The organism is Flavobacterium sp. (assembly GCF_965262375.1).
Classification (GTDB): Bacteria; Bacteroidota; Bacteroidia; order Flavobacteriales; family Flavobacteriaceae; genus Flavobacterium.
This window is the reverse complement of the sequence record NZ_OZ253527.1, coordinates 247698-260677: the sequence shown is the minus strand read 5'-3', so window position 1 is coordinate 260677 and position 12980 is coordinate 247698. Positions and strand designations below refer to the sequence as shown.

13 protein-coding genes are annotated in these 12980 nt (G+C 34.5%); all 13 read left to right on the top strand.

The genetic code is table 11. The annotated features are described in order from the left end of the window. The first annotated feature begins 16 nt into the window (after positions 1-16). The 13 genes from ACQY29_RS01205 (at position 17) to ACQY29_RS01145 (ending at position 12950) form a co-directional block, all read left to right on the top strand. Positions 17-2107 carry a peptidylprolyl isomerase gene (locus ACQY29_RS01205; protein ID WP_428223445.1) on the top strand — a complete coding sequence of 697 codons (2091 nt, stop codon included), beginning with the start codon at positions 17-19 and terminating at the stop codon, positions 2105-2107. 208 nt (positions 2108-2315) lie between these two features. Next, the gene (locus tag ACQY29_RS01200; RefSeq protein ID WP_428223444.1) at positions 2316-3101 is read left to right on the top strand and encodes a hypothetical protein; all 786 of its coding nucleotides are present in this window, start codon (positions 2316-2318) and stop codon (positions 3099-3101) included. Positions 3102-3170: 69 nt separating this feature from the next. Further along, positions 3171-3641, top strand: a complete 471-nt coding sequence (locus tag ACQY29_RS01195) for a hypothetical protein (RefSeq protein WP_428223443.1) — start codon at positions 3171-3173, stop codon at positions 3639-3641. 185 nt (positions 3642-3826) lie between these two features. Continuing rightward, the gene (locus ACQY29_RS01190; protein WP_428223442.1) at positions 3827-4282 is read left to right on the top strand and encodes a hypothetical protein; all 456 of its coding nucleotides are present in this window, start codon (positions 3827-3829) and stop codon (positions 4280-4282) included. A gap of 3 nt (positions 4283-4285) precedes the next feature. Then, positions 4286-4738 (top strand): hypothetical protein, encoded by a 453-nt coding sequence (locus ACQY29_RS01185; RefSeq protein ID WP_428223441.1) that lies wholly within the window; start codon positions 4286-4288, stop codon positions 4736-4738. Positions 4739-5067: 329 nt separating this feature from the next. Next, positions 5068-5898: an ATP cone domain-containing protein gene (locus ACQY29_RS01180; RefSeq protein WP_428223440.1), complete on the top strand. Its 831-nt coding sequence runs from the start codon at positions 5068-5070 to the stop codon at positions 5896-5898. A gap of 5 nt (positions 5899-5903) precedes the next feature. After that, positions 5904-7262: an MBL fold metallo-hydrolase RNA specificity domain-containing protein gene (locus tag ACQY29_RS01175; protein WP_428223439.1), complete on the top strand. Its 1359-nt coding sequence runs from the start codon at positions 5904-5906 to the stop codon at positions 7260-7262. Positions 7263-7309: 47 nt separating this feature from the next. Then, the gene (locus ACQY29_RS01170; RefSeq protein WP_428223438.1) at positions 7310-7756 is read left to right on the top strand and encodes an HYC_CC_PP family protein; all 447 of its coding nucleotides are present in this window, start codon (positions 7310-7312) and stop codon (positions 7754-7756) included. A gap of 55 nt (positions 7757-7811) precedes the next feature. Then, positions 7812-9809, top strand: a complete 1998-nt coding sequence (locus ACQY29_RS01165; protein WP_428223437.1) for a TonB-dependent receptor plug domain-containing protein — start codon at positions 7812-7814, stop codon at positions 9807-9809. Positions 9810-9864: 55 nt separating this feature from the next. Then, complete coding sequence (locus ACQY29_RS01160) at positions 9865-10203, top strand: heavy-metal-associated domain-containing protein (RefSeq protein WP_428223436.1); 339 nt, start codon at positions 9865-9867, stop codon at positions 10201-10203. Between the two features lie 157 nt (positions 10204-10360). Then, complete coding sequence (locus ACQY29_RS01155; RefSeq protein WP_428223435.1) at positions 10361-10600, top strand: hypothetical protein; 240 nt, start codon at positions 10361-10363, stop codon at positions 10598-10600. Between the two features lie 60 nt (positions 10601-10660). Further along, positions 10661-12259: a SulP family inorganic anion transporter gene (locus ACQY29_RS01150; RefSeq protein ID WP_428223434.1), complete on the top strand. Its 1599-nt coding sequence runs from the start codon at positions 10661-10663 to the stop codon at positions 12257-12259. Positions 12260-12266: 7 nt separating this feature from the next. Beyond that, complete coding sequence (locus tag ACQY29_RS01145; protein WP_428223433.1) at positions 12267-12950, top strand: carbonic anhydrase family protein; 684 nt, start codon at positions 12267-12269, stop codon at positions 12948-12950. Positions 12951-12980 lie beyond the last annotated feature (30 nt).

Here is a 12980-nt window from a genome sequence, read left to right as displayed (position 1 = left end):
AAAATTAATTATAAAAATGGCAGTTTTATCAAAAATCAGACAGCGTTCTTTATTGGTAGCTACAATAATCGGATTGTCGTTATTTGCATTTGTAATTGGTGCATTAATTGACAAAGGAAGTTCTTTATTTGCTTCAAGAAATGCTGGAACTATTAATGGTGTTGATATTTCATTTGAAGATTTTAGAAACAAAGTTGATGCTATGCAAAAAAGTCAGCAAGGTGTTTCATTAACCCAAGCTGGAAATGGTGTATGGGAACAAGAGATTAAAAGAGTACTTCTTGACGAGCAGTTTGAAAAAACCGGCTTACGTATAGGTGACGATCAATTAATCAACGTAATCAAAGAAGATCCGCAATTTGCTCAAAATCCACAGTTTTTAAATGCCGCTGGAAAATTTGACAAGGCTAAATTCAACGAGTTCTTAAACTCTATGAAAAAACAACCTGCATCTTGGAATCAGTGGTTAAACTATGAAAAACAAATTGCACAATTTGCTAAAGAGCAAATGTACAATAGTATGGTTAAAGGTGGTTTCTACACTACTCAAGCGGAAGGAAAATTCCAATATGCTTTAGAAAATAATAAAGTTACTTTCGATTTAGTTTCTGTACCTTATTCTACTATCGAAGATAAAAAAGTTGAATTGACTGACGACGAAGTAATTGCATACATGAAAAAGAATGAGAAAAAGTACAAAGCGGAACCTTCTCGTGAAATTGAGTATGTAATGGTTGAAGATAAACCGTCTGCAGCTGATGAAAAAACAGTTAAAGATAAAGTAAATGCTTTAATGAATGCTTCTGTAGTGTACAATGCTAAAACAGGTAAAAATGATACTGTTGCTGGTTTCCGTAACACTACTGATGTGATTGGCTTTGTTAATGCTAACTCTGATATCAAATACGATTCTACATACATTGCTAAAAAAGATTTACCTATTGATCATGCTGAAGCTTTATTCAACACCCCACAAGGTGCTACTTATGGTCCTTATGTGTTTGGTCAATACTACTGTATTTCTAAATCTTTAGGAAAAGAGGCAGGAATCAATGCTAAAGCGAGCCATATCTTATTGTCATTCAAAGGTTCAGCTGGTCCACAAGCTAACAGAACTAAAGAAGAAGCGCAAGCTAAGGCTAATGCTTTATTAGCGCAAGCACAAGCTAATCCTAGTGCATTTGCAATGTTAGCAATGACTAACTCAGACGATAATTCGAAACAACAAGGTGGTGATTTAGGATATTTTTCAAAAGGTCAAATGACTAAAAACTTCGAGAACTTTGTGTTCGGTAATCCTGTAGGTAAAATTGGAGTTATAGAAACTGAATTTGGTTACCATGTAATTCAAGTTACAGATAAGCAAGACGGTATCCGTATGGCAACTATTGCTCAAAAAATCTTACCTTCTGAAGCAACAAGTGATGCTGCATTTACTAAAGCATCTAAATTTGAAATCTTAGCTAACGAAAAAGGATTTGAAGCGGCTGCTAAAGCAGAAAAAATGACAGTAGCACCAGCTGCAAGAGTAATGGTTTTAGATGAAAATATTCAAGGTGTAGGACCTCAAAGAGAAATTGTTCGTTGGGCATTTACAGCTGATAAGGATGATGTAAAACGTTTTCAAACACCAGCAGGTCACATTATTGCAAGAGTAAAATCAATTAACGATACTGGCTTAATGGCTATCGAAGATGCTAAAAACATGTTCGGTTACAAATTAAGAAATGAGAAAAAAGCTAAAATGCTAGAAGCTAAAATGACCGGTACTACTCTAGAAGCTGTGGCTAAAGCTACAGGAACTCCTGTAAAAGCGGTTAAAGATGTAACTGCAGCGGGTTCATTTATCGAATCTGTAGGTCCAGAGCCAAAAGTAGTAGGAGCAGCTTTCTCTTTAAAACCAGGTGTAGTTTCTCAAACGATTGCTGGAAATTCAGGGGTTTTCAAAATTAAAGTGAAAGCAACAGCTAAAGCTCCAGTAGCTAAAGATGTAAAAGACATCGTTTCAAGAGTAAACGGTCAGTCGAAAGGTTCCGCTACAGGTAGATTATTCTATTTGTTAAAGCGTGATGCTGATATTGAAGATAACAGAGCACAATTTAACTAAAATTATCTGTCTTAAATATAAAAAGAGCTTACAGTGATGTAAGCTCTTTTTGTATATTTGTATTACGTTGTTGTAGGATTACTACCCTTTTGGTAGCTTAGTACCAAATCGTCACGGTAGCTCATCTTCATATCGTTACGGGTTTAATGGTATGGAGAAAGATGATGAATTAAAGGGTGAAGGGAATTCGTAGAACTATACTTTTAGAATGCACGACCCGCGTGTTGGACGTTTCTTCTCGACAGATCCTTTAGAGAAAAAATACCCTCATAATTCACCATATGTATTCTCTGAAAATAGAATTATGGATGCAATAGAATTAGAAGGCTTGGAGGCTTATATGCTTCACGGCACTGGTACAGATTGGGATGCCAACATATATTTCGGGCCTAAATTATCTAATAATTTGAAAAATGATTTCGGAGGATTTAAGTCATTAGCTTGGTCAGGGAGTATGTGGAGTGGGGATAATAGTATGAATAAATCCTTAGGTGGAGGGAGAATTTCTGAAGGTCATAGATTGGCAAGAGAAAAAATAATTCCTGATATAGAAAGAAACATAGTAAATGGGAAGTATATTGGAAAAGGGATAGTGATAGGAGGACACAGTCACGGTGGTAATGTAGCTCGAGTTGCTACAAATGACGTGTACAGCCATTTACAAGGATTGGTTAAGTTTGGTAAACTAGATAAATTACCTACAATTAATTTACTTATGGTTAATACACCTGTAATTGATGGTCCTGACAGGAATAAAGCTTATGAGTTTTCATCTGATGCTCAGAAAAACATTAATATAGTTCAAATTGATTCTAAATTAGATTTGATGGCAAGTTTAGGCAACACTTTATCAGCTGGAACTGATCATTACATTTGGGGGATTGTAGCAATGCCATTTGCTTCTGCCAAAGAGTTTAACCTGATGCAGATTACAGAGTTGAATATGAAGACCAGTATTCTGGTTGGCATCCTAGTGATTGGGGTAATCATTTAGGGCAATATGATAAAAATGCGGATATATGGTATAAAGCAGCTAGTTCTGTGTTGAAAAAAGAAGAGAATAATGATAAAAAGAGTAAGAAGTAGATTAGTTATTATATTTTGTTTGTTTCATTTACTTTCTTGTCAAGAAGGAGATAGTGACTTTGCAGAAATGGAATTTATTCGACTTCCCAAAGAAGTACAAGCGGAATTTAATAAATTGTATGATTATGTTAATAGGAATAATACCAATTATCTTCCTCCATTTAGTGAATGTGCAAACATAAATGCCAAAGGTGATTGTAAAGTTGAGTATAAATATCACAATCCATTTTTAACAGTTTTTATACCACAGAAGTTTATAATTAGTTCAAATAAGAGAAAAGCAGAGATTCCTTTTGGTACACTTGAACGTATTTTTGTGATTAAAAATGATTCCGTATATTATCCTTTTACATTGAATGGAGGTATGACAGCAATGGGGGAACCAAGATCAAGATATATAAAAATAGATACCGTTATGTTTAGGGCGAAGAAGATGTTTAAAGAATAAGGAGATACCCCCCCCCCCAGCTCTTCTAAGTCTGAGCCATTATTTTAAGATGCGTATGCTACGCGAATGTCGCAGTTGCAATTACATATGGAGTAGCTCAGACTGGTTATGGAATTGGAAAAATAGCACTTGCTCATAAAGGTAAAAGCGACCCAAGATTTGATAATTCAAATAACATACTACAAATGGCTGGTAATGACTTAGAAGCCAAAGGTACTCCGTATGCTGGCGATATTGGCTATTATACAGGGGAAGCGATAGATATTTCCTCAAATTTGGCAGCTGGTTTTTACAAATTGACAGCTAAAGGGAGTTCTCTCTTTACTAGGTATAGAGGTGCTGCTAAAATTAGTAAAAATTTCACTGAAGCTGTAAACCTTTCAGCTCAAGCTTCTTATGATGTCTTTGTAGCAGATGCAAATAGCAAAATAAGCGATATTACAAGTTTGAAAGCTAAAATTGAATTTATTGAAACTGAAACAGGTGTTGATATTATTTCATATTTTGAAGCTTCAAACAATAAAGGAGATCGAATTGAGCAGACAAATAAAACTACAGTCAAATATCCAGAAAATAAAGGAGGAACAACAACGGTAAATGATAACAAAATTGAAGATAAGCAAACAGAACTTAAAAATTAAAATATGACATATAAATTTAATGTTACAACTAAAATAAGTTTTTTTCAATATTTAATAACGGTGTTATTTTTTTTAATATCTATATTTTTGTCTTTTATAGGATTTAACTTTTTAAGTTTTATATTTACTTTTCTCTTGTTTTATAAGGCATATAAAATATATTTAAAATTTAAGTATAAAGTAAAAGAAATTGAAATTGATGGTGAAATGGTTAGGTTATATAACCTAGAAAATAAAATCGTCTTAGAAGATAATAAAGCAAACTTGATTTTTGATGAACTAGGGAATGGATTGTATGGTTTAAATTCTAAATCTTCAAAAACTATTTATTTGGATTTTTTAGGTAAAGACAACGAAGTAAAAGAAGTGATAGGACAGAAGTCTTTTTCTAAACTAAAAAAAGAATCGTATTTTAGTTTAGATAGTATTTTGGATATTATAGATTTATTTAGATAAAAACCCGTCACCCCAGCTCTCCTAAGTCTGAGCCATTATTTTAAGATGCGTATGCTACGCGAATGTCTCCTGACTTTGCGTTACGATAAAATAAAAGGGTATAAAAACAAAACACGCTTACGGGCGTGTTTTTTTGTAGATTATTGTAATAAGGTTAGTGACTGCGTCATTTAAACGATGAAACATGATTTTAAGACTGGTTCTGCACTTGCTTATATTATAAAGTAAAATTTATACCCGCAAAATGTAGCTTCAAAGCAAACTAATTTTTATCTAATGTTTTTAAGTGTAAATAATTGCTTAACTTTATGGTTGTAAGTGATTTAAAGATGAAAGTAACTAAGCATTCAGGAGAAGTGGTTGAGTTCGATATTGAAAAACTTCGTCTTTCACTTTTAAAGTCAGGAGCGGAAAAAGATATTGTAGCAGCAATTGTTGCTTCAGTTCAAAAAAGTCTTTTTGATGGGATAACGACTAAACAGATTTATACCAGAGCATTCGAGGAATTAAAAAAACATAAACGTTGTGATGCCGCTAGGTATAATTTGCGTTCGGGACTTGAAATGTTAGGTCCAGCAGGTTTTTATTTTGAAAAATATGTTTCACGTCTTTTTGATTATTTAGGTTATCATACGCATGGTAACCTGCTACTTCAAGGTAAGAGTGTGACTCATGAAATTGATTTAGTAATTCAAAAGAAACATCAAATTAGCATTGTAGAATGTAAATTCCATTCAATCAGAGAATCAACAACTGATGTTAAAGTACCCATGTACATTTTGTCTCGTTTTAATGATTTAAAAGGCAATGTTTACTCCATTTTTTCTAACTCGGATTATATTGACTCCTGTTTGATAGTGACTAACACACGATTTTCTGAGGACGCTATTATTTTTTCTAAGTACTATGGTTTAGAATTGTTAAGTTGGGATTACCCCTCAGGAAATGGATTGAAAAAAAAAATAGACGATTCGGGATTGTATCCTATAACTTGTTTGACTTCTTTGTCTATTGAAGAAAAAGAGGCTTTAATGATGCGAGACATTATTGTGGTTAATCAACTAATCGGTGCTAAGTCAATTTTGGATGTTGTTGGAATTAGTCCATTGCGGTTTAATAGAATTGAAGGGGAAGTAAAAGGATTGTGTAATTTAAAATAAACACTATGAAAATACAGTTTTTTGGAGCAGCTGGAACGGTTACGGGGTCAAAGACATTGATTGAATCTAATGGGATTCGAATATTAATTGATTGTGGATTGTTTCAAGGTAGTAAGGAAACGCGTCAGCTCAATTGGGAGTCGCTAAGTGTTTTGCCATCAAGTATAGATTATGTATTGCTTACTCATGGACATTTGGATCATTGTGGATGGTTACCTCGATTGGTCATGCAAGGGTTTGAAGGGAAAATATATTGCACGAGACCTACGAAATCAATTGCTCAATTAATCTTGTTAGATTCTGCTAAAATTCAAGAAGAAGAAGCGGAAAAAGCAAATAGAGAGCAATTTTCAAAGCACCATCCCGCAGAACCTTTATATACTGTGCAAGATGCAGAACGGGTTTTTCCTTTTTTTCGGGTAATTCAACTTGAAACCGAGGTGAATTTAGATGCCGAAATTTCTGCTCGTTTTTTCTACGCTGGACATATTTTAGGGGCATGTTCTATAGCATTGCAATTAGAAGGTAAAACCTTAGTTTTTTCGGGTGATATAGGAAGAGATAATGATGATTTGATGTATCCGCCTATAAAACCCCGTAAAGCAGATTGTGTTTTTCTTGAAAGTACTTATGGTGATCGTTTGCATCCTGATAGTGTGCCTTTAGAAGATTTAGAGGATTGTATTAATGAAACAATTGCCCGTGGAGGAACTGTGGTAATACCAAGTTTTGCTGTAGAACGTGCCCAAACCATTATGTATTTAATATGGCAATTAAAAAAGCAAGGTCGTATACCAGAAATACCCTATATCATTGATACACCTATGGGAATTAAAGTGATAGATCTTTTTACAGAAAATAAAAAATGGCACAAGTTGGATTTACAAGAGTGTGATGCGATGTGTAGTATGTTTGAATTGGTAACGGATTTTGAAGAGACCATGGAGACTATTGCTAATGATTTTCCTAAGGTAGTAATTGCGGCTAGTGGTATGGTTACAGGGGGGAGGGTATTAAGTTATTTGGAAAAATATATTTCAAGTTCCAAAAATACAGTGGTTATAGTAGGTTTTCAAGCCGAGGGAACCCGTGGAAGAAAATTAATAGAAGGCGTTAAAGAAATAAAGATTTATGGTCATTATTATCCCGTTGAAGCGAAAATAGTTGAATTGGAAGGTTTATCTGCGCATGGAGATCAAGAAGATTTGTTATTGTGGTTGTCAGAGATTGACCCCAAACCAGAAAAAATATTTTTAGTGCACGGGGAAACCAATGCTTTAAAGGTTCTAAAAGAAAAAATTGAAGAAAAGTATGGGGTGTTTTGTGAATTGCCTTTTATAGGTCAGCAGTTTGATTTCGATTAACAAATAATTAGCATATCTATTAGTTTTAATTATTTACTTTTGCGACAATGAAATTTAAAATACACATAAATGTTTTATTAGCCATACTGGTTTTGGTCTCCAATACTGGCTTGGCATTCAATGTGCATTATTGTGAAGGAAAAATTTCTGGAATTTCATTTAACTATCAAGTTGCTGAACCTTGTTTAGAAGAAAAAACTTGTGAGGTAAAAGTTGAAAAATCTTGTTGTGCGGTTGCTGATACACACGAAAGTTGTTGTGAAAACAGTAAAGTAGACATAAAAAAAACTACCACCGAGCAAGTATTATTGAAAACGATTCAGTTGGATTTACCTTTTTTTGTGTTGGCAGAATCATGGCGAACAACTTTTACTACAATCCCAGTAACTGAAAAAAAGGGGACAGATGCGCCAGCGTATTTCTGTGAGACGCACGCACCACCACGGTACAAACTCTATTCGCAATATTTATTTTACGATTCTATAATTAGTTAAAACCCTTTGGGAGTTTCGACTCCATTTCTTATTGTTTTACTAATTATTTATAAAAATGAAATCTTATTTTATAGGGATTTTGTTCTTAGTAGCTGTGCCCTTAGTAGCGCAAAAGCAAGATACCTTGCAAGCTATAAAAGTGGAAGCTAAAAGAGGAAAAATCCAAAAATCGCTTATCAAAGCTACTAATACGACAGTTTTGTCAAGTAAAGAATTGCTCAAAGCGGCCTGTTGTAATTTAGCCGAAAGTTTTGAAACCAATCCTTCCATAGATGTTAACTTTTCGGATGCATTAACTGGTACGAAACAGATAAAGATGCTCGGCCTGACCTCACCTTATTTGTTGATAGCTGAAGAAAATATTCCTTCGGTTCGTGGCGCTTCTCAAGTGTACGGACTTTCTTTTACGCCTGGGACTTGGGTGGAAAGTATTCAAATTACCAAAGGTGCTGGAAATGTGATTAATGGCTATGAAAGTATTTCGGGACAAATTAATACGGAATTGTTAAAGCCTGCCAAAGAAATTCCGTTCTATTTAAATTTTTATGGTTCAACCGATTCACGTTTTGAATTGAATACTCATGTCACGCAGAAAGTGAATCCGCATTGGGCTACCACTTTGTTAGCGCATGGCAATATGCGAGTGGCTAAAAAAGATATGAATGACGATGGCTTTTTAGATAATCCCTTAGGACGTCAAATCAACGTGATGAACCGTTGGCAATATGCTAATCCTGAAAAAGGATGGGTAGGATTTTTTAACGCTCGTTTTATGCGTGATGAAAAGCAAACAGGTGAAATGACTTTTAATCCTAATACGGATAAACTTACCACTCAAAAATGGGGTTCTGAAATTATGACGGACCGTTTCGATTTTTCGTCTAAAATAGGGTATGTTTGGAAAGATATGCCGTATCAAAGTATCGGTTTTCAAAATGCTTTCAGTTCGCATCAGCAGGATTCTTATTTTGGTTTACGTACGTATAAGATCAAGCAAAATAGCTTTTATTCGAACCTGATTTTTAATTCGATTATTGATAATACGCTCAATAAGTTTGCTACAGGATTAAATTTTACTTCGGACGATTATAATGAATTTGTTTTTTCCAATGATGTGAGTCGCAGAGATAACTCCGTGGGGGCATTTTTTGAATATACGTATGATAATGCCGATAACTTTAGTATTATTTTAGGAGGTCGTGCAGATTTGCATAATCGTTTAGGTTTCTTTGTGACGCCTCGTTTGCATGGTCGTTATAATCCTTGGAAAGATGCAGTATTGCGTTTTTCAGCCGGTAGAGGTAAGCGTTCAGCAAATATTTTTGCGGAAAATCAAGCGTTTTTAGGGAGCAATAGAAATTTTAATATACTAGATACTAACGGGAAAATTTATGGATTAAATCCTGAAATTGCCTGGAATTACGGTTTTGGTTTTTTACAAAAATTCAGATTATTCGGAATGCAATCTGATGTTGCAGTCGATTTTTATCGTACCGATTTCCAAAATCAAGTGGTGGTTGATGTCGTGCAATCGGCTCAAGAGGTTAATTTTTATAATTTGAAAGGAAATTCGTTTGCCAATAGCTTGCAAGTGGAGTTTAATACGGAAATCATCAAACATTTGAATTTTCGCTCGGCCTATAAGTATTATGATATTCAAACGGATTTTCAATCAGGAACAATGCAACGACCGTTACAGGCTAAACATCGTTTCTTTACCAATTTAGAATTTGAAACTCATATTAAAGACAAAGGGCAACAATGGAAGTTTGATTTTACCTTGAACTGGACAGGGAAACAGCAATTGCCTAATACAGCAGCTCAGTTGCCTGATTTTTCGCCAGCTTTTGTGGTGATGAATTCACAAATTACCCGTACCTTTTCATCCACTTTTGAAATGTATACCGGTGTGGAAAATTTAGGGAATTATAAACAAAAAACAGCTATCGTAGGAGCGAATAATCCTTTTGGAATAAACTTTGATAGTAGTGTGGTGTACGCACCTGTTTTTGGACAAATGATTTATGCGGGTTTGCGTTTTAAAGTGAAGTAGATTTTTTAGTAAAAAGTAAAAAGTAAAAAGTAAAACTCAAGGTAATACATAAGATATGAAAAGAATAATTTTAATTTTAATGTTGATGATAGGTTTATCGACAGTAGCACAAGAGAAGAAAAATAAAAATGCAAAATTCGACATTGAAGTCAATGGGAATTGTGGGATGTGTAAAAAACGTATTGAAACGGCTGCTTATTCTGTAAAAGGGGTAAAAAGTGCTCAATGGAATTCAGAAGATGGCGTTTTACATCTCATGTTAAATGAAGAAAAATGTACTTTATCCGAGGTAGAAAAAGCCATAGCAAAAGTAGGACATGATACTAAAAATGTTAAAGCAACCCAGGCAGATTACGATAATTTACACGGTTGTTGTCAATATGAACGAAAATAAAAATTGCCCGATTCTTGTCGGGTTTTTTGTTAAATAAAAATCAACTTAATTTGTTTCTTACAAAGAAAACAGTATTTTCGTCCTCGTGAAATTTCTTTTAAAAATAGTAATTATACTCTTTTTAGCCTTTCAGTTTCTACCGGCTATAGTGTCGTGTATGGATAAAGAAAAAGGCGAGAAAATCTCCTTGGTATTATTAGACGAAGACGAGGATGGTTCCGAAGAATCAAAAGAAATTAAAGAATTTAAGGAGTTTAAGGCTGAATATCTTCCCTCTCAATTGGAATTACAGTTTGTTAATTTTACTTCGGACAAGCTTCAAGCTGCAGATACTTATCGTTTAAATACATATACTACAGTTACCGTTTTACCCGTATTGCCACCTGAATTTGTTTAAATCAATTGGTTTTTAAGCACTATTTGTGCTTGATATTTTATGGATTTAAATTTAATAAGGATGACAAAAAAGAATTCTATTTTTGGAAGCCTTAATTCCGATTTACCAGCGGGATTAGTGGTTTTCCTTGTGGCATTACCTTTATGTTTAGGTATTGCCTTGGCTTCTGGAGCCCCTTTGTTTGCGGGAGTAATCTCTGGAGTAGTGGGAGGTATTGTGGTAGGTGCCTTAAGTAACTCACCGCTATCCGTTTCAGGGCCAGCTGCTGGTCTCACCGCAATTGTGTTGACAGCTATTACTGATTTAGGGGCTTATAACGCCTTTTTATTGGCCGTTTTTATAGCTGGACTTTTACAATTGGTTTTAGGTTTTGTGAAGGCTGGAACCATTTCTAATTATTTTCCTAATAATGTAATTGAAGGAATGTTAGCGGGTATTGGGGTAATTATTTTTACCAAACAATTGCCGCATGCCTTTGGATACGATAAAGATTACGAAGGTGATTTAGCTTTCTTGCAACCCGATGGTGAAAATACTTTTTCGGAGTTATTTTCCATGATAGGTAATATTCATTTAGGTGCTACGATAATTGCAGTGGTTTCTATAATGATTTTGATTGGTTGGAATAAAGTGCCTTATCTTAAAAACTTAAAATTAGTTCCTGCTGCTTTAGTGGCAGTTGTATTTGGTATTCTGTTGAATCAGTTGTTTGTAGCTAGTGGCACTTCCTTAGCCGTTTTAGATGCTCATTTAGTGAAATTACCAGTACCGAATTCTTTTTCTGAGTTTAAAGAAAGTTTTGCGCTCCCCGATTTTACACAATTCACGAATCAAAAGGTGTGGATGGTTGGTATTACCATTGCTATTGTAGCTTCTATTGAAACTCTGTTGTGTATTGAAGCAGCTGACCGTATGGATAAGCACAAGCGTTATACGGACACCAATAGAGAACTAAAGGCGCAAGGCGTTGGTAATATGGTGAGTGCCTTGTTAGGTGGTTTGCCTATGACCTCGGTAGTGGTACGAACTTCGGCTAACGCTAATGCAGGGGCAGAATCAAAAATGGGAGCTATCTTTCATGGGGTTTTATTGATTGTATGCGCTATCGCAATTCCTAGTGTTTTGAATATGATTCCGTTAGCAACTTTAGCAGCGGTGCTTTTGTTAGTAGGATATAAGTTAGCGAATCCTAAAGTAATAAAGCATTTCTACGAAAGAGGAAAGTATCAGTTTATCCCTTTTATAGCAACCATGTTAGGGGTAGTGTTTACAGATTTATTGAAAGGTGTAGCTTTAGGATTAGTAATCAGTGTGATTTTTATTCTAAAAGGGAATATGCAACGAGCGTATCATTTTAGAAAAGAACAAATCCAGGATGGCGATGTAATTCATATCGATTTAGCGCAAGAAGTGTCGTTCTTGAACAAAGCTGCTATCAAACAAACTTTATCTAATATTCCTGAGAACTCAAAAGTAATTATTAATGCAGCAGATACCGTGTATATTGCCCATGATGTATTGGATTTGATTAAAGAATTTAAAAAAATCAGAGCTAAAGAGGGAAATATCAAAGTAAAATTAATTGGTTTTAAAGAGGCCTACGAATTAGAAAATACAGGAGAAGAAGAAAAACACGTATTCGTTGAACACAAAAACTAAAAAAATCATGAGAACTTTAAATAAAGAATTACAATCACAAATTTCTCCTAGAAAAGCTTTAGAAATTTTAAAAGAAGGGAACCACCGCTTTGTAAACAACCTGAAATTACACCGCGATTTATTGGAACAAGTAAATGATACGCGTGATGGACAATGGCCTTTTGCTACCATTTTAAGTTGTATTGATAGCCGTACTTCGGCAGAGTTAATTTTTGACCAAGGATTAGGAGATGTGTTTTCAGTACGTATTGCTGGAAATGTCGTGAATACTGATATTTTAGGAAGTATGGAATTTGCTTGTAAAGTGGCAGGTTCTAAGTTAATTGTCGTCTTAGGACATACTAAGTGTGGTGCTGTAAAAGGAGCTTGCGACCATGTTGAAATGGGTAATTTGACGGAGTTGTTATCAAAATTGCAACCAGCCGTTTACGAAGAGCAAACAACGACAGAAGATAGAACTTCTATGAATAGTCAATTTGTTGAGAATGTAGCTGAAATCAATGTGAAACGTACAGTGAAATCAATTATCCAAAGAAGTTATGTGTTAGAACAAATGATTGAAAATGGAGAGATAGGTATTGTGGGAGGGATGTATAATATTGAAACGGGAGTAGTAGAGTTTTACCCAGAAGCAACTTTTATCAAAGACGAATTAGCAGTGGAATTGTCCTTGAAAGAATTTTCTAAGTAAGCTTTATTTTTATACTATCTTTGTTTTAAT